Here is a 19059-nt window from a genome sequence, read left to right as displayed (position 1 = left end):
CTGTCAGTGCCGGTGGGAGACGGACGGGCGACACCGTCGGTACGAGTGAACTGTCCTCCTACGACGCCCCGTTCAGCACGGCGATGGTCTGCGCCGCCCGGTCGCGCGCGTGGCCGATCGGGTCGGGGAAGACACGCAGGCCGTGGGCGACCAGCGCGCCCTCGTGGAGCAGCATCAGCGTGCGGGCCAGGGCGTCGGCCCCGGCCGGGGCGAACGCGCGGGCCAGGTCGGTGAAGAGGGCGAGCATCCACGCCTTCTGGCCGGTGATGATCGCGTAGGCCGGGTGGGCGGGGTCGCTGATCTCGGCGTGGGCGTTGACCATGCTGCATCCCTTGGGGCCGCTCTCGGTCATCCAGGCCTTGGAGGCGTCGAAGACGGCCAGTACGCGGTCGGCGGATCCCGGTTCGGTCCGCGCCAGCCGCTCCGCGAGGAACGCCCGCCAGCGCTCGTCACGGTCGGCGAGGTACTCCACGACGATCTGCTCCTTGGAGCCGAACCGGTCGTAGAGCGTCTTCTTCGTGACCCCGGCCTCGGCGGCGATCAGGTCCACCCCGACCGCGTGGATGCCCTGCTCGTAGAAGAGCCGGGAGGCGGCGGCGAGGGCGCGGCGCGCGCCCGGGGTCATGGTGATCCTTCGGGTGCCCATGACCAGAAGTATACCGATCTGTATAGTGGGGCGCGACGACAGGTATACCGATCTGTTTAGTTCTGATGTCGATGCCGATACCGTTCCGGGTCGGCCGGTGGGTGAAGAACCGTGAATCTCCTTCTCTCCGTCGCCTTCGTGCTCTGCTGGAGCTCGGGGTTCGTGGGCGCCAAGCTGGGCACGGGCGACGCCGGTACGGTGACCGTCCTGATGTGGCGGTTCCTGCCCCTGGCGGCGGTCCTCGCCGTGGTGGCCCTCGCACGGGGCGGGGCCGCGTGGCGGGGGCTGACCGCGGGCGGCCTCGGACGGCAGGCGGCGATCGGGCTCCTCTCTCAGAGCGGCTATCTGCTCACCGTGTACTGGGCGATCGGGCTCGGCGTCTCCAGCGGCACGACCGCCCTGATCGACGGCACCCAGCCCCTCGTCGCCGGCGCGCTGGCCGGTCCGCTCCTGCGGCAGTACGTCTCCGGCCGGCAGTGGCTCGGCCTGTGCCTCGGGCTCGCCGGCGTCGCCCTGGTCACCACGGCCGACGCGGGGGCGAGCAGCGGTGTGGCGTGGTGGACCTATCTCGTCCCGTTCACGGGGATGCTCTCGCTGGTGGCGGCCACGTTCGTCGAGCAGCGGTCGCGGACCCGCGTCACGCCCGCGGTGTCGATGACCGTCCACTGCGTCACCAGTGCGCTCGTGTTCACCGGCGCCGCGCTCGCCACCGGGTCGGCCGCGCCCCCCGCCTCGTCGTCGTTCTGGATCGCGGTCGGGTGGCTGGTGACCTTGTCGACGTTCGGCGGATACGGCCTCTACTGGCTCGTGCTGAGGCGCTCCGGGATCACCAGGGTCAACACGCTCATGTTCCTGATGGCGCCCGTCACTGCCGTCTGGGGCGCCGCCATGTTCGACGAACCGTTCACCCCGCAGACCGCCGTGGGCCTGGCGGTCGCCCTCTCCGCGGTCGCCGTCGTGCACCTCGCGAGCCCTCGCACGCCGGCGTCACCCGACGACGGTGACCGTGACGACGCCGGTCATGGTGAAGGTGCCCGCGGGGCGCGCCCCGCTACCGGAGCACGCGCCTCAAGTACGGCGCCGTAGCGCTCCCTTGTGTCCCCGCGACCTCCGCCGGCGCACCCGCCGCCACGATCCGCCCGCCCTCCTCGCCGCCGCCCGGACCGAGGTCGATCACCCAGTCCGCGCCCGCGACGACCGTCATGTCGTGCTCGACGACGATGACGGTGTGACCGGCGTCCACCAGCCCGTGCAGCTGACGCATCAGGACCTCCACGTCGGCCGGGTGGAGGCCGGTGGTCGGCTCGTCGAGGAGGTAGAGGGTGTGGCCGCGCCGCCCGCGCTGCAACTCGTTCGCCAGCTTGATGCGTTGGGCCTCGCCGCCGGACAGCTCGGTGGCGGGCTGGCCGAGGCGCAGATAGCCGAGGCCGACGTCGAGCAGTGTCGACAGGGCGCGCGCGACCGCGGGAGTGTCCGCGAAGAACTCCGCCGCCGACTCCACCGTGAGGTCCAGCACCTCCGCGATGTTCCGTCCCCGGTAGGTCACTTCGAGCGTCTCGGGGCGGTAGCGGGCCCCGCCGCAGTCCGGGCACGGTGCGTAGGTGCTCGGCAGGAACAGCAGCTCGACGGTCACATACCCCTCGCCCTGGCAGGTCTCGCAGCGCCCTCCCCCGGAGGAAGGCCCCCCGGCCACGTTGAAGGAGAAGCGGCCGACGCCGTAACCCCGGGAGCGGGCCTCGTCGGTGGCCGCGAACACCTTGCGCACGACGTCGAAGAGGCCCGTGTACGTGGCCAGGTTGGAGCGCGGGGTGCGCCCGATGGGCTTCTGGTCCACCGAGACCAGTCGCCCCACGCCCGGCAGGTCCTCGGTGATCTCCCCGATGAGCGTGGACTTGCCGGACCCCGAGACGCCGGTGAGCGCGGTGAACACCCCGAGCGGGAACTCGGCGGTCACCGCGCGCAGGTTGTGCCGGGTGACCGGCCCGACCTTCACCTGTCCGCGTGCCGGGCGGAGTTCGCGTCCCGGCGCGGGGGACCGGTCGAAGAGGAAGCGGGCCGTGGCGGAGTCCGGGACATCGGCCAGCCCGGCCACCGGTCCGCTGTACAGCACCCGCCCGCCGTGCTCCCCGGCCAGCGGACCCACGTCCACCAGCCAGTCGGCGCCGCGCACCACGTCGAGGTGGTGCTCCACCACGAACACCGAGTTCCCGGCCGCCTTCAGCCGGGCCAGCACCCCGAGCAGCGCCTCCGTGTCCGCCGGGTGCAGTCCGGCGGACGGTTCGTCCAGGACGTAGACCACCCCGAACAGCCCGGACCGCAGCTGGGTCGCGAGCCGCAGCCGCTGGAGCTCGCCCGCCGACAGGGTGGGCGTCGCCCGGTCCGGGGCGAGGTGGCCGAGGCCCAGCTCGACAACCGGCGCGATACGGGACGTGAGGTCATCGACGAGGACCCGGACGGTCTCCGAACCGCCGACGTCGAAGGCCGCGACCAGGTCGGCCAGTTCCACCAGCGGCAGCCCGGCCAGCTCGGCGATCGTCCGGCCCGCGAAGGTCACCGCCAGCGCCTCGGCGCGCAGTCTGCCGCCGCCGCAGACCGGGCAGGGCGCGCTGGTGAGGAAGCGTTCCGCCCTGGCGCGGAGCGTGCTGCTCCTGGAGTCCGCGAACGTCTTCATGACGTACCGCCGGGCGCTCATGTACGTGCCCTGGTAGGGCCGTTGGATGCGCTCCGGGTCCCGCACCGGATGCACGGTGACGACCGGCTGTTCGTCCGTGAACAGGATCCACTCCCGCTGCTCGGCGGGCAGTTCGCGCCACGGCCGGTCCACGTCGTACCCGAGCGCGTCGAGGATGTCCCGCAGGTTCTTGCCCTGCCAGGCCCCCGGCCAGGCGGCGATCGCGCCCTCGCGGATCGACAGCGAGGGGTCGGGGACCAGCGACTCCTGCGTCGTCCGGTGCACCCGGCCCAGGCCGTGACACTCCGGGCAGGCCCCGGCCGCCGTGTTGGGGGAGAAGGCGTCGGAGTCGAGCCGCTCGGCGCCCGGCGGATAGGTGCCGGCCCGGGAGAACAGCATGCGCAGGGAGTTGGAGAGGTGGGTGACCGTGCCGACGGAGGAGCGGGACGTCGGCACCGAGCGGCGCTGCTGGAGCGAGACCGCGGGCGGCAGCCCGGTGATCTCCCCCACCTTCGGCGCCCCGACCTGCTGGATCAGCCGGCGCGCGTACGGCGCGACCGACTCGAAGTAGCGGCGCTGCGCCTCCGCGTACACGGTCCCGAAGGCCAGTGACGACTTACCCGAACCCGACAGCCCTGTGAACGCGGTCAACACGTCCCGTGGGATGTCGACGTCGACACCCTTGAGGTTGTGTTCACGGGCACCGCGCACGCGGATGTACGGGGCCTGCGGATCGTGGGCGTCGCGCGAGTGGGGTGCGTCGTGTGCGTCGGGCATGAGGGAGAACTCCGTACGGGTCTGCCGGCCGGGCCGGGGACAAACCCCGCGATCCTATGCGAGTCGGCCGCCGGTCAGCTGTTCCGCGATCCGCGCGAGCCGTCGGTAGGAGTCGAGGAGTGCCTCCCGGTCGTAGGTGCTCGTCGTGACCAGGACCTCCTGGGCACCCGTCTCCTTCAGCACCGTCTCCAGTTCGTGGGCGACCTGGTCCTCGGTGCCGGCGAGCTGCCCGGTGAGCCCGGACTCGTAGAAGCCGCGCTCCCTGTCGGTCATCGCGTCGGCCGCCGTCAGCGCCTCGACGCGCTCGGCGGGCGGCAGCGGCGGGAAGGTGCCGTGCGTGCGCGAGTACGCCATCGACCAGGCCTCGGGGACCAGGAGCCGCCGGGCCTCCTCGGGGGTGGCGGCCACCGCGATCGTGCCCGAGACGACGACGTAGGGCTCCTCGGCCCAGGGGGAGGGGCGGAAGGTCGCGCGGTAGTGGTCGATGCCGCGCCGCATCTTCTCCCGGTCGCGGAGGTCACCGATGACCATCGGCAGCCCGGCCCGCGCCGCGATCGTCGCGCCCTCACCCATGGCCAGCACGAACGGCGGCACGGACAGGCCCTCCGCGGGGCGCGCGTGCACACCCGTCGGGGACGTGCCGCGGAACCAGCCGAGCAGTTCGTCGAGCTGCCCCGAGAAGTCGTCGGCGTCGTCCTTGTCGCGCCCGAGCGCCTTGCGCACCCCGTCCGTGAAGCCCACCGAACGACCGAGACCCATGTCTATGCGCCCCGGAAAGAGGGACTCCAGCACCCCGAACTGCTCGGCGACGACCAGAGGTTGGTGGTTCGGCAGCATCACACCGCCGGTGCCGATCCGGATGCTCCGGGTCGCGGACGCCACGGCGGCGGCCAGCACGGTCGGCGCGGAACCCGCCACACCGGGCACACCATGGTGTTCCGACACCCAGAACCGGTGATAGCCCAGGTCCTCCAGCTCCCGCGCCAGCCGCACGGTGTCGCGCAGCGCCTCGGCGTCCGTACCGCCCTCGCGGGTCCGGGAGCGGTCGAGGACGGAGAATCGGATTCCTTGAAGCACACTCCTATGACGTCCTGCGGGGCCGCCGGTATTCCGCGGTGGCGATGTCCGGCCCCGAACACGACTCCCTCGCCTGGCCCTGCCGCCGGTGCGACGCGCTCACGCCGGGCCGGCCAGCCGCTGGCGCAGGGCGTCGTTGTCGTCGTGGTGAACGACCTCGTCGAAGCGCAGCCGGAGACCGTGCTCGGCCAGCAGACCGGTCACGATCGCGTCGAGCCGTTCGCGGTGTTCCCTGGTGCGGGCCTGGACGTACGCCTCGCGTACCTCGTCGGGTTCGCCGGCGAGGACCTGGTCCATGCGCTCGCGGATGTACCGCTTGAGGTTGATGTGCTCCATGAACACCTCGGTGACGCCCGCCTCGACGAGCTGCCCGAAGAGCTGGTCCAGGAGTTCGGGCCGGGTGGCGAAGTGGGGCAGGAGCGGGCCGACGAAGGCGAAGGCGGGGATGCCTGCCTCACGTAGTTCCGTGAGGGTGCGCAGGCGGCGGGAGGCGAGCGGGGCGCGGACCTCCAGCCGGCGGCTGACCTGGTCGTCCGCGGTGGTCACGGTCATGCCGACCTCGGCCCGGGGCAGACTGCGGAGCAGGTCGATGTCGCGGATGACGACCGGCGACTTGGTCAGGATGCGGACCAGGCCCGGGTACTCGACGGCTTTCAGCTCGCGCAGGATGCCGCGGGTGAGCCGGTACTTCGTCTCGTGGCCCTGGTAGGGGTCGGTGACCGAGCTGAGCAGCATCGTGCCGCGGCGCTTGTCCTCGGGCATCCTGGCCAGCTCTTCGCGCGCCAGGTCGACGGCGTTCTTCTTCGCGTACAGGTAGTCGCCCCACTCCTTGGGGGACCGGCCGAACCGCCGACCCGCGAAGGAGGCGAAACAGTACGCGCAGCCCAGAACGCAGCCGGTGTAGGGGTTGATCACGTAGTCGTTCGACGGGGTCCTCGACTTCTGGATCAGGGTCTTCGCCTCGATCTCGACCGGTTCCACGGCGGGGTTCCTCTCTGACGCCAAAGCTGTATCGCAGGGAACAATAATCTCTGGAAGTTGATTCCATGGAAGCTAAATGCTTTGCTGGGGTGAGCGGCCGATCCGGAGCCCTGCCGGCCTGCTCCCGCAGGCAGACGGCACGGCCGACGGTCCGTCTCCTTCAGCCCCGTTCCCTGCCGGAGCCACCCGCAGGGTCCGCGTCCTCACCGTTCCCCGATCGGAAGGCCCCCGATGTCCGGCGCCGACACCACCAGCGAAGAGATCCCCGTCCACGTCCACGGCGGCCCGACCACCCTGATCGAGTACGGCGGGCTCAGGTTCGTCACCGACCCCACCTTCGACCCGCCCGGCGCGTACCCCATGCCTCTTCCCGGCGACCACCAGCTCGTCAAGACCGACCCGTCGCCCGTCACCGCCGCCGACCTGGGCGTCATCGACGCCGTCCTGCTCTCCCACGACACGCACGACGACAACCTCGACATCGCCGGCCGCGCCTTCCTGCCCGAGGTCCCCGTCGTCTTCACCACCGAGAGCGGCGCCGGCCGCCTCGGCGGCAACGCTCACGGCCTCGCCTTCTGGGAGACCGCCGAACTCCGGCGGCCCCACGGCGGCACCGTGACCGTCACGGGCGTACCCGCCCGGCACGGCCCCGTCGGCTGCGAGCCGGTCACCGGCGACGTCGTCGGCTTCGTCCTCACCGCCGACGACCTGCCCTCGGTGTACGTCAGTGGCGACAACGCCGCCCTGGAACACGTCAAGGAGATCGCCGGGAAGTTCGCCCCCCTCGACACCGCGATCCTCTTCCTCGGCGGCGCCCGCATGGCCTTCGCCCTCGACAACGCCCTGCTCACCCTCGACAGCGCCCAGGGCGCCGAGGCCGCGCGGATGCTCGGCGCCCGCCGGGTCGTCCCCGCCCACTTCGACAGCTGGGCCCACTTCAAGGAAGGCCGGAACGAGATCGAGGCCGCGTTCACCGAAGCCGGCCTCGCCGACCGCCTCGACTTCACCCGATAGCCACCACCCCGCCCGAGAAGCCCAAGGAGCAAACGACATGAGCAGCGCGAACATCGACCTCGCCCGCACCTACTTCCAGGCCGTCCAGACCGGAGACATGGCCGCTCTCAGCGAACTCCTCGACGCCGACATCGTCTGGCACCAGCCAGGCGCCCACCGGTTCTCCGGCGAGCACAAGGGCCAGGGCGCCGTCTTCCAGCTGCTCGGCGGCATGATGGAGGCCAGCCAGGGCACCTTCGCCATCGACGAGATCCACACCCTCATGGGCAACGGCGACCTGGTCGCCGCGACCATCCACTTCACCGGCCGCCACGGCGACGCGTCGATGAGCATGGACGGCGTCGACCTCCTGCGCGTCGAGAACGGCAGGATCACCGAGATGTGGCTCTTCTCCGCCGACCAGGCCGCCGAAGACGCCTTCTGGGGCTAGAACCCGTCGTGCCCGGGGCCGACTCGGTCCCGGGCGCCCATGAGCCGATCCGTGCGCCCGCGACAGGCACACCCACGCGGAAGACGACCGAGCGGCCGACCGAGCGGCAGTGGCGAAGGTCCGGGGCCGCGGGCTGTGTCCGTCCGGCCCCGGCCGGTCACCCGGCGGGCACCGCGGAGCCGTCGCGGCTCACGAAGCCGGTCGGCCGGGCCGCTTCGGCGCGCGCCCCGCCGGCGCGGGCGTCCGCGCGGCGGCCTTCCGCTCCGCGTTCAGGGCGCGTCCGGCCGCCCGCAGCGTGCCGAGGACCGCGGTCACCTCGCGGACGGACTGCTCGGAGATCACCGACCCGATCCGCAGGTCCAGCTCCTCCTCGAAGACCTTCAGTGCCCCGTCCACCAGCTTCCGCCCTTCGGGTGTCAGCTCGACGATGGAGGAGCGGCGGTCGTTCGGATTGGCCCGCCGCGCACACAGGCCCGCCGCCTCCAGGCGGTCGACCACCTTGCTCGTGCCACCCACCGTGATCGAGAACTCCTCCGCGATGTCCTGGATCCGCCGCCCGGGCCGCCGCAGCAGCAGGTGCAGCACCTCGAACGAGGTCAGCGGCAGGTCGTACTCGGCCCGCAAGCGCCCCTCGACGCCATCCCACAGCTCGATCTCCAGCGAGACCAACTCCCGGTACAGCAGCTTCAGGTCGGCGTCAGCCATCACTCGTCTTCCGGAGAATCATCTTCCATGGATGGTTGATCGTAGGCCACGGCCCTTCCCGTCGCACGGACCGGAGCCGTCACCCCGTCGGGCTCCCGGGCCTCTCCGCCATGATGTCCGCGTCCCAGTCCAGGAGGCGGGTGAGGGTCTCGTCCTCGCTCCGGGGCGGGGGCGCGCCCGGGGCGGGACGGGCCGGCGCCCGGGTGCCGCGGGAGATGTTTCCGCTGACGGTGGTGTTGTGCTCGGTGCGCGGCCGGCGGAGTGACTCGTAGTGGGCGAGCGCACTGTCGGTGTCGGGTGCGTCGCGCAGCGACTTGGCGAGGACCACGGAGTCCTCCAGCGCCATGGAGGCCCCCTGTCCGGTCGCGGGCGACGCCGCGTGGGCCGCGTCACCGATGAGCAGGACCCTGCCGGTGCGCCAGAGGGACCCGGTCGGGATCTCGGCGGCGTTGGTGACCATGATGCCGTCGGAGGTGGCCGCGACGATGTCCGCGGCCGGGGTGGGGTCCTTGCGCAGCAACGGCACGAGCAGGTCGCGCCACCCGGTGGAGGTGCCCCGCGTGAGCTCGTCGGCGGACAGGGGATCGCCGTTCACCCGGGCGAACCAGTAGGTCTCCCCCTCGGGCGACGCCGTGCAGCCGAAGGCGGCCGTGCTGCCGCGCACCATGGTGATGCACGCGTCCGGTCCGGTCGGGGGCACGGCGGCGGTGTAGCCGTAGAACACCCGCTGGCCCGCGTGGCGCGGCCGGGTGGCCGGGGCGATGATCCGGCGGACGGTGGAGTTCAGGCCGTCGGCGCCGACGAGGAGGTCACCGCTCGCCGTGCTGCCGTCGGTGAAGTGGGCGGTGACGCCGTCCGGGCCGTCCTGGACGGAGGCGAGTCGGGCGCCGTGCCGGACGGTGATGCCCCGGCGGACCGCCTCCGCCTGGAGCGCGGCGTTCAGCTCGCCGCGCCGCAGACACCGGAAGCGCAGCGGCGGGGTGTCCGCCTCGCCCAGCGGTGTGCGGACCAGCTCGGTGCCCGCCGCGTCCAGGACCCGCATCGAGGTGAGTGCGTAGCCGATCGCGGTGACCGCGGTGGAGGCGTCGATCTCCGCGAGGGCGCGCATGCCGTTGCTCGCCAGGGTGAGGAACGCGCCGATGTCCTCGGCCGAGTCCGGGTGCGCCTCGTACACACCGACCTCGAAGCCCGCCTTGTGCAGGGCCAGAGCCGCCCCTGTGCCGGCGATCCCGCCGCCGATGACCAGAATGCGTGCCACGCCCTGCCCCCTTGTCCGGATACGACCATCCTGGCCGTACCTGCCGGTGGGGAAACGTCGGAGCGGCGGCGGGGGTTCCGCGCGAAAACCGGATGATCGCGCGCCCTCGCCTCACCACAATGGATCCCCCTGGACGGCGGTCGCCGTACGTCCCCCGTCCCGCACCGGAAAGGCGGCCGGCCATGACCGTCCCGAACGTCCTGCTGTCCGGCGTCGTCGGCTCCACCGCCTACGGCCTCGCCCACGCCGGTTCCGACGTCGACCGGCTCGGCCTCTTCGCCGCGCCCACCGAACGACTGCACGGCCTGCACGGTCCCAAGGAGTCCCACGTCACCACGGCCCCGGACCGCACCCTGCACGAGGCCGCCAAGTGGTGCCGCCTCGCCCTCGGCGCCAACCCGACGGCCATGGAACTGGTCTGGCTCCCCGACGACCTGTACGAGGTCCGCACCCCGCCGGGCGAGGAACTCATCGGCATCCGCACCTCGTTCCTCAGCGCCCAGCGGGTCCGGGACGCCTATCTCGGGTACGCCACCCAGCAGTTCCGGCGTCTGCAGAGCCGCGGTGACGGCTCGTACTCCGCGGACAGCCGGAAGCGGAGCGCGAAGCACGCCCGGCACCTGAAGCGGCTGTGCCACCAGGGTCTGGTGCTGTACGGCACCGGTCGGCTGGAGCTCCGCGTCGAGGACCCCGAGGAGTACCACGCCTTCGGCGAGCGCGTCGCCGCCGACCCGTCGGCCGCGCTGCCCGTGCTCCGGCACTACGAGGCCGCCTTCGACGAGACCCGGACCGTCCTGCCCGAGGAGCCCGACGAGATCGCCGTCGAGGCGTGGCTGCGCCGGGTCCGCGGCCTCTTCTACGCGGCGGAGACCTCCACGGCGTGCTCGTGCTCGCACGCCTCGTCGATGCCGTAGGTGTCCCAGTCGGGGAACGGGTCGGTGGGCGGCGGACTCTCGCCGGGTGCCAACAGGCAGTGGGCGAGGGCGTCCTGGAGTGCCGCCGCCTCCAACCGGGTTCCGATGAAGACGAGTTCCTGTGCGTACGGGGCCTCGTGGTCGCGGGCGGTGGACGGTTCGAACCGGGCCACCGAGCCGGCCTGCGACCACAGGCCGGTCACGTGCGGACGGCTGGCCAGGGTGAAGAAGCCCTTCGACCGCAGGATCCGCCCGTAGTCGCCGTCGTCCAGCCGCTCCGTCACGAAGTCCCACAATCGGGCCGGGTGGAAAGGCAGTTCGGAGCGGAAGACGGTGGACGACACCCCGTACTCCTCGGTCTCGGGGACATGCTCCCCGTTGAGCTCCCGCACCCATCCCGGCGCCTGCTGGGCCCGCTCCAGGTCGAACAGGCCGGTGCCCAGCACGTCGTGGAGCGCCACCCGGCCGAACGCCGCCGGGACGATCCGCGCGAGCGGGTTCAGCCGGCCGAGCGCGGCCCGCAGCCGGGCCGCCGACTCCTCGTCGACGAGGTCCAGCTTGTTGAGCACGATGACGTCGGCGAACTCGACCTGGTCCACGAGCAGATCACTGACCGTGCGTTCGTCGTCCTCGAAGGGGGCGAGCCCGCGCTCGGCGAGTTCGTCGCCGCTCGCCAGCTCCGGCAGGAAGCCCACCGCGTCCACGACCGTGACCATCGTGTCCAACCGGGCCACCTCCCCGAGGGTGGCGCCGTCGTCGCGGGCGAAGGCGAACGTGGCCGCGACCGGCATCGGTTCGGAGATTCCGCTGCTCTCGATCAGGAGATGGTCGAAGCGCCCCTCACGGGCCAGCCGGTCGACCTCCTCCAGCAGATCGTCGCGCAGGGTGCAGCAGATGCAGCCGTTGGTCATCTCGACCAGGCGCTCCTCGGTCCTCGACAGCGCCGCCCCGCCGCCGCGCACCAGGGCCGCGTCGATGTTCACCTCGCTCATGTCGTTGACGATCACGGCGACGCGCAGGCCCTCGCGATTGCCGAGGACATGGTTGAGGAGGGTCGTCTTGCCCGCCCCGAGGAACCCGGACAGGACGGTGACGGGCAGGCGGTGGTCCTGCGACGTCGGAGGCATCCGCTCAGCCCCCGGGGCGCAGCAGCCCGCGCTCGTAGGCCCTGACCAGGTTCTGCGGGACGAGATGACGCACGCCGTCGATCGTGAGAGGCACCAGCGCGGGCGTGGTGGCCTTCCACTGGGCGCGACGGTGACGGGTGTTGCTGCGGGACATCTTCCGCTTGGGTACGGCCATGACGGTCCTCCTCGGTGGGTGAGCACCGAGGACGCTACATGAAAATGGATCCCATTAACAATTAGGGTGGCCGTCATCACCGGATCGGCCCGCGGTCAGCGCCGGATCGCCGGCACGCTCAGCGCCGGGACCGTACACGCGCGGCCCGGGGCGGTTTGATGAACTGCATCTCCAGCGCGGGCGGCGGCTCGGCGACACCCGGGCCGCCGGCCGCCGCCCACCGCACGACCTCCTCGGTGCTGTCGTCGTCCCCCACGAACCCGATCCAGGCGGCCCGCCCGCCGGCCCGGCGTCCGGCGGCGGAGGGGCGTACGACGATCACGTTCGCCTGGTCGCAGGGGCCCAGGCAGTCGGTCGTCCGCACCTGGAAACCGTGCTCGGCAGCGCCGGCCCGTAGCAGTTCCAGTTGCCACACCGGGTCGGTGCCGGGCTGCTTGCGGGCGTTGCCGCAGCAGCAGCCCCGGCAGACGACGAGGGTGCAGGAACCGGAACCGGCGCCGGTCAGGGAGGTGCGGGGCGTCGAAGGCATGACAGAAGCATGCGGCCCGGGTCGATCACCGGATGCGCCCGGGGTCGCTTTTCCGCCGCCTCCGCCCTCTGCGCCGCCTCCGCCCTCTGTGCCCCTTCGTCGGGCTCCGCGTCAGAACCGTGCCCCGATGCCCGCCCCGTTGCGGGGGACGAGGAACGCCGGTGCCGACGGCAGGGAACCGTTCGCCGGCCGCGCGCCGGTGAGGGGCCCGGGGTCCGTGCTCAGGACCGAGGCCGCGTTCCAGGTGCCGCCGAGATTCCAGGAGTTGCCGCTGGAGACGGTCGCCGAACCGAGGGCCACGGCACGGGCGTCGGCCACGGACAGGTCGGCGGTGAGGACGGCCCGGCCGCCGGAGGCGTCGACGTCGAAGCCCGTACCCCCGTTGCCGTAGGTGGAGTTGCGGGTCAGGGCGAGGGCTCCGGTGTTCCCGTTGTCGGTGATGCCGTGCGCCGCGTTCTTGAACGAGACGCTGTTCCGCACGGTGTGGGCGACGGCGGGCGCCGGGCTGCCGCCGCCGAGCTTGAAACCGTTGCCGTCGCCCGCGAAGTCGGGGAAGCCCCAGCGATTGAAGCCGTTGCCGTACGCGACGGTGTTCTCGATCACGATCGGCGAGGTGAACTTCCAGTTGTCGAAGCCGTCGTCGACGTTGTTCCACAGCCGGGCCCCGCGCACCACGTTGCCGCTCCCGGTGCCCTCCTTGACGGCGAGGCCGTCCGCGCTCTCGCCGTTCTTGCGCGGGTCCCGGTTGGAGTGACTGTCCAGGTTCAGGATCTGGTTGTGGGCGGAGGCGCCCTGGAGCTGGAACCCGGACTCGTAGTTGTCGTGGGTCCTCAGCCGTGCGAACACGTTGTTGTTGCAGCCGTCGCAGTACACGCCGTACGGGCCGTTCACGATCTCCAGGTCGGAGATCCGCCAGTACGACGCCTCCTGGTGGATCGCCCCGCGGTCGGCCCGCGCGATGCTGCCGCCGACCGGAGTGTGGCTCGCGGGCAGTCGCTCGCCGTCGATGACGACCCGCTCGCCCTGGTAGGCGCCGAGGGTGAGGGGCAGGGCCGCGGTGCCCGAGGTGGTGATCGTGATGTTGTCGGTGAGGGCGTACGTGCCGCCGCGGACGGCGATGGTGTCGCCGGGCGCGGCCAGGTCGACGGCCCGCTGGATCGTGCGCAGGGGCTGGGCGAGGGTGCCCGGCGCGGAGTCGCTGCCGCCCGTGGCCACGATCACGGTCGTCGGGGCGGCGGCTGCCCCGCCCACCGGCCCTCCCACCGTCACCAGTACCGCGCTCGCCAGTGCCGCCGTCCATATCGACGTGTTGCGCATCGGGTCTCCCGCCTTCGCCGTGCATGCCATGTCGCACAGCAGTGGCCGCCCGGGACACGAAGGTTGCCGGGGTGCGGGGCCCGCTTAGGGTGGAGGGCGTGACCGAGAGCAACAGGCGGCCGCTCGCCGTCTTCGACCTGGACAACACCCTCGCCGACACGGCCCACCGGCAGCGGTTCCTGGAGAGCAGACCCCGCGACTGGGACGCCTTCTTCGCGGCCGCGCCCGAGGACCCGCCGATCGCCGAGGGCATCGCGCTGGTCCTGAAGAGCGCACAGGAGTGCGAGGTCGTCTATCTCACCGGGCGGCCCGAGCGCTGCCGGCGCGACACCCTCGCCTGGCTCGCCGCGCAGGGGCTGCCCGAAGGGACCGTGCACATGCGGCGCAACGACGACCGCAGGCCCGCCCGGCGCACCAAGCTGGAGATCCTCGGCCGCCTCGCCCGCACCCGCGGGATCCGGGTGCTCGTGGACGACGACGAGCTGGTGTGCGCGGACGCCGAACGGGCCGGTTTCAGCGTCGTACGGGCGCGCTGGGCGGCCCGGTCCGCCGAACTGAAGGCGGCACAGGAGCGGGAGGGCCGGACCTGAGGCTCCCGGGCACGCCCGGGAGCCTCACCCGGGTCAGTCCGACTCGTCGAGCCGGAAGCCGACCTTCAGACCGACCTGCCAGTGCGCGACCTGTCCGTCCTCGATCTGGCCCCGCACCTGGGTGATCTCGAACCAGTCGAGGTTGCGGAGGGTCTGCGAGGCACGGGAGATGCCGTTGCGGACGGCCTGGTCGACGCTGTCGGGCGAGGTGCCGACGATCTCCGTGACCCGATAGGTGTGGTTCGACATGCGGGACTCCTCTCCGAGGTGACGGCAGTGTCACCTGTGTCGGACGTGCCGGGGCGCGTCACTCCACCGTGCCCCAAGCGGTCGCGGAACGCGAGACGGCCGGGGCACCCGTCACCGCGCCACGCTGAGCGAGAGCGCGAACCGGCCCTCCTGGTCCGTCCACCAGTGGGCCAGTTCGAGGCCCGCCGCGGACAGTTCCGTACGGACGCCCTCCTTGCGGAACTTGGCCGACACCTCGGTGCGCAACTCCTCGTCGGCCGCGAAGTCGACCGCCAGGTCGAGCGCGGGGATCTTCACGGTCTGTGCCGTACGGGAGCGCAGCCGCATCTCGATCCACTCGTTCTCGGCGTCCCACAGCGCCACGTGCGCGAAGGCCCGGGGATCGAAGTCGGCACCGAGTTCACGGTTGACGACACTCAGCACGTTCTTGTTGAACGCGGCCGTCACCCCGGCCGTGTCGTCGTACGCCCTGACCAGCACGTCCTCCTCCTTGACGAGGTCCGTGCCGAGCAGCAGCGCGTCGCCGGGGGAGAGCAGACCCCGGACGGCGGCGAGGAACGCGGCGCGCTCGACCGGCAGCAGGTTGCCGATCGTGCCGCCGAGGAACGCCAGCAGCCGGGGCCCGGGCGTGTCCGGCAGCGTCAGCCGCGCGGTGAAGTCGGCGATGAGGGCGTGCACCTGGAGGCCGGGACGCTCGGCGACGAGGGTGTGCCCGGCCTGGGTGAGCGCGCTCTCGCTGACGTCGACCGGGACGTACGTCCGCAGGTCGGTGAGGGCGTCGAGGAGCAGGCGCGTCTTCTCCGAGGAACCGGAGCCGAGTTCGACCAGGGTGCGGGCGCCCGTCGCCGCGGCGATCTCCGCGGCGCGGTCGGTGAGGATCTCCCGCTCGGCGCGGGTCGGGTAGTACTCGGGCAGCTCGGTGATCTGCTCGAACAGGTCGCTGCCGTGGGCGTCGTAGAACCACTTCGGCGGCAGTGTCTTGGGTGTGTGGGTCAGGCCCCGGAGCACGTCGGCGCGCAGGGCGGCGTCCGTGGCGTCCTCGGGCAGGGTGCGGGTGAGAAGGAACGGACTCACGTGCGGGGCTCCTTCGCGGAGGGGGGTCCCGAGGCGGGGCTCGGTTCCTTGAGCGGGGTGAGCAGCACGTCCGTGCGGCTCGCCGCGAGCAGGGTGCGGTCGGGGACCTCCTGCCAGTGCGGGTCGTCGTCGTAGGGCTCGGACGCCACGACCGTGCGGCGGCCGGGCTCCGAGAGGTACCAGAGGGTGTCGCCCCAGGCGGTCGCCGTGATGCTCTCGCCGTTGGTGAGCAGCAGGTTGAGCCGCGACCCCGGGGCCGCCGCGGCGACCTCGACGACCGTGTCGGCGAGCGCCTGGCCCTCCTGGTCGCCGGCCCTCAGCCGGGCCAGCACCAGGGCCCACAGCAAGGCCGAGTCGTTGCGCGCCTCCAGTGAGAGCACGTCGGTGGCGGGCAGGCCCGCCACCAGCGGGGCCAGCGAGCCCGGCCAGCCGGCGACCGCGCCGTTGTGGCTGAACAGCCAGGCCCCCGCGGCGAACGGTGCCGCCGCGGCCTCGGCGTCGGCACCCGCCAGGGTGGCGTCCCGGACCGCGCCGAGCACCGCCCCCGAACGCACCACGCGCGCCAGGTCGGCGAACGACAGGTCCGCCCAGATCGGCCCGGCCCGCCGGTACCGGGCCGGCACCGGATCGCCCTCGGCATACCAGCCGACGCCGAAACCATCGGCGTTGACCGTCCCGTACCGCTGCCGCCGTGGCGCCCACGACTGGCGGTAGAGACTGTGCGGCGGCTCGGTCAGGACCCGGCCGAGCGGCTCAGGCGGGCCCAGATACGCCAGGTGACGGCACATCAGAGGGCCGCCGAGCGTGCCGTGCGGAACCCGGAGAAGATCTGCCGCCGGATCGGGTAGTCCCAGTTGCGGAACGTGCCCCGGCAGGCCACCGCGTCCACGGCGAACGAACCACCGCGCAGCACCTTGCTGTCGGGGCCGAAGAACACCTCCGAGTACTCCTTGTACGGGAACGCCCGGAAACCCGGGTACGGCAGGAAGTCGCTCGACGTCCACTCCCACACGTCACCGATCAACTGGCGTACCCCGAGCGGCGACTCACCCTCCGGATAGCTGCCCGCCGGTGCCGGGCGCAGATGCCGCTGGCCCAGGTTGGCGTGCTCGGGCGCCGGGTCGGCGTCGCCCCACGGATAGCGCGTCGAGCGGTCGCCGGCCGGGTCGTGGCGGGCGGCCTTCTCCCACTCGGCCTCGGTGGGCAGCCTGCGTCCGGCCCAACGGGCGTACGCGTCGGCCTCGTACCAGCACACGTGCACCACCGGCTCGTCGGCGGGCACCACCTCGGTGACACCGAAGCGGCGCCGCAGCCACTGCCTGCCGTCCCGGCGCCAGTACAGCGGCGCCCGGATGGAGTGCTGCCGGATGTGCGCCCAGCCCGCCTCCGTCCACCAGCGCTCGTCGTCGTAACCGCCGTCCTCGATGAACGCCTGGTAGGCGCCGTTCGTCACCGGGGTCGTGTCGATGTGGAACGGCGCCACCTCACGCCGGTGCGCCGGGCGTTCGTTGTCCAGCGCCCAGGGCTCGGTGGAGGTGCCCATGGTGAACGGGCCGCCGGGGACGAGGACTTCGGCCGGACCGGTGAACAGCGGTACCGGATCCGGGTCCGGGGCGGTCAGGGCCGGCGGGCCCTTGCGGAGCTGATGGGTGATCAACATGGTCTCGTCGTGCTGCTGTTCGTGCTGGGCGATCATCCCGAAGGCGAAGCCCGCCTCCGTCAGGCGCGTCCCGTGGAACGCGGTGCGCTCCAGCACGTCCAGCACCCGGCCGCGCACGTCCGCCGCGTACGAGCGGGCCTCGGCGGGCGCCAGCAGGGGCAGGGACGGCCGCTCGGAGCGCGGGTGCTCGAAGGCGTCGTAGATGCTGTCGATCTCGGGCCGTAGCGCCTCCTGCCCGGCGACGGTCCGCAGCAGCCACTGCTCCTCCTGGTTGCCGATGTGCGCCAGGTCCCACACCAGCGGCGACATCAGCGGGGAGTGCTGCGCGGTGAGGTCCGGTCCCTCCACACAGCTGGTCAGCAGGGTCGTCCTGTCCCGGGCGGTGACCAGCGTGGTCAGCGCCCGGTCGCGGAACGCTTCGGCGTCGACGGCACTGTCGGCAGGGGTGCCGAGGGCGGGGTCGGTCATGTGCGGAGGTCCTTCCCGTGGGCGGTGCGGGTGTCCCCGGCCGGGTGGGGCCGGGACGGGGACAGCTCCGTAGCGCGCAGGTGCTCGAGCAGATCGTCGGCGGGGCAGCGGCCGGGGACGACGTACCGGTCCCGGTACGCCCGGACGGCGTCCGTGACCTCGGGGGTGGCGCCGAGCCGGGGCAGGGCCTCCAGGGCGGCCCGGAAACAGGCGACGGCCGCCTCGTGCAGCTCCGGGTCGGTCAGGCCGTACCGGGCCGCGTCGATCCACAGCGGATTGTGCGGCGCGGGCTGGGGCTGAGCCCGCTCGGCCAGCGGTTTCACGATCCGGTAGGCGGTCTCGGCGGCCTCCGGGTCGTCGAACAGGGCCGTCGTCACCGCCAGCGGGACGATCCAGCCGTCCTCACCGGGCTGGGCGTCGATCATGCGCAGTTCGAGATGGCCACGCGGTCTGACCGGCGGGAACAGGGTGCTCACGTGATAGTCGAGATCCTCCCGGGTCGGCGGCCTCGGCGCCCCCGACCTGGTCCACTCCCGGAACGTCAGCTTCTCGGGCACGTCCCACGGGCCGGCGTCCTGCCGTACGCACATCACCGGGGCGTCCAGCACATGTGTGGCCCAGGCGCTGCGCGGGGCCACGTCCAGCGGGGGAGCGCCCGCGCGGTCGGCGCCGATCTCCATCCACAGCAGCTGCCGGGAGGAGAGCCAGCCGGTGGGCTCGTGCCCGGCCGCCGGGGAGTTCGCGAACGCGGCCACCAGGACCGCGCCCAGCTGGTGCGCCAGCCACCAGCGCCGTCCGAGACCGAGCGGGCCGGGCTCCTCGTACCCCGCGTCCAGGCACACCTGGACGGAGGCGGAGGTGCACATCATGGCGCGGCCGGCCGGACCGGTGCGGTCGAGGCAGGTCTCCATGGCGTCGTAGCGCGGCTCGCGCAGGAAGCGGCGGGGTGTGTGCCAGGGGTCCTGGCCGCAGCCGACGAGTCCGAGGCCGTCCTCGGCCAGGACCGCGCGGACGGCGGCGAGGTCGGCGGAGACGGTACCGATGCACTCCATCAGGGAGGCGGCGGGCGGCGAGCTGAGCTCCAGCTGACCGCCGGGCTCGACGGTGAGCGCCGACCTCAGGGGCACGGTACGCAGTGCGGCGTAGAGCGCTTCGAGTCGTTCGGGTGTCACGGGGAGCTGCGGGGTGCGCAGCTCGTGGACGAGCCATTCGACCTCGACCCCGACGGTGCGGGGTGGTCCGGTCTTGAAGCAGATGCCCCGGACCAGGGCCTCCACCTCGGCTTCGGTGACGGCTGTACGGGGCTCCGTACAGCCGCTCGGTATGTCTGACATGTCGGGGATCCTCCTGAGACTCCACCATGCCACCGGCCCGGGTTCGGATGGCCCGGGCAGGCG

At 72.4% G+C, this 19059-nt stretch carries 20 protein-coding genes; 5 read left to right on the top strand and 15 right to left on the bottom strand.

Annotated features, from left to right (window positions below):
• Positions 1 to 58: 58 nt before the first annotated feature.
• Positions 59 to 646, bottom strand: coding sequence for a TetR/AcrR family transcriptional regulator (locus ACZ5VD_RS06675; RefSeq protein ID WP_468548491.1), 588 nt, complete (start codon positions 644 to 646; stop codon positions 59 to 61).
• Between the two features lie 111 nt (positions 647 to 757).
• On the opposite strand from ACZ5VD_RS06675, the gene ACZ5VD_RS06670 reads away from it, so the two are divergent.
• Positions 758 to 1732 carry a DMT family transporter gene (locus tag ACZ5VD_RS06670; RefSeq protein WP_468548492.1) on the top strand — a complete coding sequence of 325 codons (975 nt, stop codon included), beginning with the start codon at positions 758 to 760 and terminating at the stop codon, positions 1730 to 1732.
• Here ACZ5VD_RS06670 and ACZ5VD_RS06665 read toward each other — a convergent pair.
• From ACZ5VD_RS06665 to ACZ5VD_RS06655, 3 genes are all read right to left on the bottom strand, one after another.
• Positions 1698 to 4094, bottom strand: coding sequence for an ATP-binding cassette domain-containing protein (locus ACZ5VD_RS06665; RefSeq protein WP_468681179.1), 2397 nt, complete (start codon positions 4092 to 4094; stop codon positions 1698 to 1700). The two genes, ACZ5VD_RS06670 and ACZ5VD_RS06665, sit on opposite strands and share 35 nt — an antisense overlap.
• A gap of 54 nt (positions 4095 to 4148) precedes the next feature.
• Complete coding sequence (locus ACZ5VD_RS06660; protein WP_468548494.1) at positions 4149 to 5171, bottom strand: LLM class flavin-dependent oxidoreductase; 1023 nt, start codon at positions 5169 to 5171, stop codon at positions 4149 to 4151.
• A 99-nt stretch (positions 5172 to 5270) separates the two neighbouring features.
• Positions 5271 to 6152: a radical SAM protein gene (locus ACZ5VD_RS06655; RefSeq protein ID WP_468681176.1), complete on the bottom strand. Its 882-nt coding sequence runs from the start codon at positions 6150 to 6152 to the stop codon at positions 5271 to 5273.
• Positions 6153 to 6383: 231 nt separating this feature from the next.
• Between ACZ5VD_RS06655 and ACZ5VD_RS06650 the strand changes: the two genes are divergently transcribed.
• Positions 6384 to 7166 carry an MBL fold metallo-hydrolase gene (locus ACZ5VD_RS06650; protein ID WP_468681174.1) on the top strand — a complete coding sequence of 261 codons (783 nt, stop codon included), beginning with the start codon at positions 6384 to 6386 and terminating at the stop codon, positions 7164 to 7166.
• A 37-nt stretch (positions 7167 to 7203) separates the two neighbouring features.
• A complete protein-coding gene (locus tag ACZ5VD_RS06645; protein WP_468548497.1) occupies positions 7204 to 7596 on the top strand; it encodes a nuclear transport factor 2 family protein in 393 nt (130 codons plus the stop codon).
• A 189-nt stretch (positions 7597 to 7785) separates the two neighbouring features.
• Here ACZ5VD_RS06645 and ACZ5VD_RS06640 read toward each other — a convergent pair whose 3' ends face one another.
• Both ACZ5VD_RS06640 and ACZ5VD_RS06635 read right to left on the bottom strand, forming a co-directional pair.
• A complete protein-coding gene (locus tag ACZ5VD_RS06640) occupies positions 7786 to 8301 on the bottom strand; it encodes a MarR family winged helix-turn-helix transcriptional regulator (RefSeq protein WP_468681171.1) in 516 nt (171 codons plus the stop codon).
• Positions 8302 to 8380: 79 nt separating this feature from the next.
• Complete coding sequence (locus ACZ5VD_RS06635; protein ID WP_468681169.1) at positions 8381 to 9559, bottom strand: FAD-dependent monooxygenase; 1179 nt, start codon at positions 9557 to 9559, stop codon at positions 8381 to 8383.
• 182 nt (positions 9560 to 9741) lie between these two features.
• Between ACZ5VD_RS06635 and ACZ5VD_RS06630 the strand changes: the two genes are divergently transcribed.
• Positions 9742 to 10473 carry a nucleotidyltransferase domain-containing protein gene (locus tag ACZ5VD_RS06630; protein WP_468681167.1) on the top strand — a complete coding sequence of 244 codons (732 nt, stop codon included), beginning with the start codon at positions 9742 to 9744 and terminating at the stop codon, positions 10471 to 10473.
• Here ACZ5VD_RS06630 and ACZ5VD_RS06625 read toward each other — a convergent pair.
• From ACZ5VD_RS06625 to ACZ5VD_RS06610, 4 genes are all read right to left on the bottom strand, one after another.
• Positions 10416 to 11600, bottom strand: coding sequence for a GTP-binding protein (locus tag ACZ5VD_RS06625; protein ID WP_468681166.1), 1185 nt, complete (start codon positions 11598 to 11600; stop codon positions 10416 to 10418). The genes ACZ5VD_RS06630 and ACZ5VD_RS06625 overlap by 58 nt on opposite strands.
• A 4-nt stretch (positions 11601 to 11604) precedes the next feature.
• Entirely contained in the window at positions 11605 to 11775 is a 171-nt protein-coding gene (gene rpmF / locus ACZ5VD_RS06620; protein ID WP_468548502.1) for a 50S ribosomal protein L32, read from the bottom strand.
• A 118-nt stretch (positions 11776 to 11893) separates the two neighbouring features.
• The gene (locus tag ACZ5VD_RS06615) at positions 11894 to 12304 is read right to left on the bottom strand and encodes a (2Fe-2S) ferredoxin domain-containing protein (protein ID WP_468681164.1); all 411 of its coding nucleotides are present in this window, start codon (positions 12302 to 12304) and stop codon (positions 11894 to 11896) included.
• A 111-nt stretch (positions 12305 to 12415) separates the two neighbouring features.
• Positions 12416 to 13621: a right-handed parallel beta-helix repeat-containing protein gene (locus ACZ5VD_RS06610; RefSeq protein ID WP_468681162.1), complete on the bottom strand. Its 1206-nt coding sequence runs from the start codon at positions 13619 to 13621 to the stop codon at positions 12416 to 12418.
• 98 nt (positions 13622 to 13719) lie between these two features.
• Here ACZ5VD_RS06610 and ACZ5VD_RS06605 point away from each other — a divergent pair, with 98 nt between their 5' ends.
• Positions 13720 to 14211, top strand: a complete 492-nt coding sequence (locus ACZ5VD_RS06605) for a phosphatase domain-containing protein (protein WP_468548505.1) — start codon at positions 13720 to 13722, stop codon at positions 14209 to 14211.
• 33 nt (positions 14212 to 14244) lie between these two features.
• Here ACZ5VD_RS06605 and ACZ5VD_RS06600 read toward each other — a convergent pair whose 3' ends face one another.
• The 5 genes from ACZ5VD_RS06600 to egtA all read right to left on the bottom strand — a co-directional run bounded on the left by ACZ5VD_RS06600 (position 14245) and on the right by egtA (position 18996).
• Positions 14245 to 14460, bottom strand: a complete 216-nt coding sequence (locus tag ACZ5VD_RS06600) for a dodecin (RefSeq protein ID WP_468548506.1) — start codon at positions 14458 to 14460, stop codon at positions 14245 to 14247.
• A gap of 111 nt (positions 14461 to 14571) precedes the next feature.
• Positions 14572 to 15534, bottom strand: coding sequence for an L-histidine N(alpha)-methyltransferase (gene egtD, locus ACZ5VD_RS06595; protein WP_468681160.1), 963 nt, complete (start codon positions 15532 to 15534; stop codon positions 14572 to 14574).
• Positions 15531 to 16322: an ergothioneine biosynthesis protein EgtC gene (gene egtC, locus ACZ5VD_RS06590; RefSeq protein WP_468681158.1), complete on the bottom strand. Its 792-nt coding sequence runs from the start codon at positions 16320 to 16322 to the stop codon at positions 15531 to 15533. The genes egtD and egtC overlap by 4 nt, the downstream gene beginning before the upstream one ends.
• Complete coding sequence (egtB, locus tag ACZ5VD_RS06585) at positions 16322 to 17662, bottom strand: ergothioneine biosynthesis protein EgtB (protein ID WP_468681156.1); 1341 nt, start codon at positions 17660 to 17662, stop codon at positions 16322 to 16324. Before egtB ends, egtC begins: the two co-directional genes overlap by 1 nt.
• The gene (egtA, locus tag ACZ5VD_RS06580; RefSeq protein ID WP_468548510.1) at positions 17659 to 18996 is read right to left on the bottom strand and encodes an ergothioneine biosynthesis glutamate--cysteine ligase EgtA; all 1338 of its coding nucleotides are present in this window, start codon (positions 18994 to 18996) and stop codon (positions 17659 to 17661) included. The genes egtB and egtA overlap by 4 nt, the downstream gene beginning before the upstream one ends.
• Positions 18997 to 19059: the final 63 nt, after the last annotated feature.

This window comes from Streptomyces sp. NPDC032822 (assembly GCF_055578825.1).
This window is presented reverse-complemented; position numbering and strand designations above follow the sequence as displayed.

What these genes read in the sequence shown, in the direction of transcription:
- ACZ5VD_RS06675 (WP_468548491.1), bottom strand. Translation starts at nt 646, where the DNA reads ATGGGCACCCGAAGGATCACCATGACCCCGGGCGCGCGCCGCGCCCTC.
- ACZ5VD_RS06665 (WP_468681179.1), bottom strand. Translation starts at nt 4,094, where the DNA reads ATGCCCGACGCACACGACGCACCCCACTCGCGCGACGCCCACGATCCG.
- ACZ5VD_RS06650 (WP_468681174.1), top strand. Translation starts at nt 6,384, where the DNA reads ATGTCCGGCGCCGACACCACCAGCGAAGAGATCCCCGTCCACGTCCAC.
- ACZ5VD_RS06645 (WP_468548497.1), top strand. Translation starts at nt 7,204, where the DNA reads ATGAGCAGCGCGAACATCGACCTCGCCCGCACCTACTTCCAGGCCGTC.
- ACZ5VD_RS06640 (WP_468681171.1), bottom strand. Translation starts at nt 8,301, where the DNA reads ATGGCTGACGCCGACCTGAAGCTGCTGTACCGGGAGTTGGTCTCGCTG.
- ACZ5VD_RS06630 (WP_468681167.1), top strand. Translation starts at nt 9,742, where the DNA reads ATGACCGTCCCGAACGTCCTGCTGTCCGGCGTCGTCGGCTCCACCGCC.
- ACZ5VD_RS06625 (WP_468681166.1), bottom strand. Translation starts at nt 11,600, where the DNA reads ATGCCTCCGACGTCGCAGGACCACCGCCTGCCCGTCACCGTCCTGTCC.
- rpmF (WP_468548502.1), bottom strand. Translation starts at nt 11,775, where the DNA reads ATGGCCGTACCCAAGCGGAAGATGTCCCGCAGCAACACCCGTCACCGT.
- ACZ5VD_RS06615 (WP_468681164.1), bottom strand. Translation starts at nt 12,304, where the DNA reads ATGCCTTCGACGCCCCGCACCTCCCTGACCGGCGCCGGTTCCGGTTCC.
- ACZ5VD_RS06610 (WP_468681162.1), bottom strand. Translation starts at nt 13,621, where the DNA reads ATGCGCAACACGTCGATATGGACGGCGGCACTGGCGAGCGCGGTACTG.
- ACZ5VD_RS06600 (WP_468548506.1), bottom strand. Translation starts at nt 14,460, where the DNA reads ATGTCGAACCACACCTATCGGGTCACGGAGATCGTCGGCACCTCGCCC.
- egtC (WP_468681158.1), bottom strand. Translation starts at nt 16,322, where the DNA reads ATGTGCCGTCACCTGGCGTATCTGGGCCCGCCTGAGCCGCTCGGCCGG.
- egtB (WP_468681156.1), bottom strand. Translation starts at nt 17,662, where the DNA reads ATGACCGACCCCGCCCTCGGCACCCCTGCCGACAGTGCCGTCGACGCC.
- egtA (WP_468548510.1), bottom strand. Translation starts at nt 18,996, where the DNA reads ATGTCAGACATACCGAGCGGCTGTACGGAGCCCCGTACAGCCGTCACC.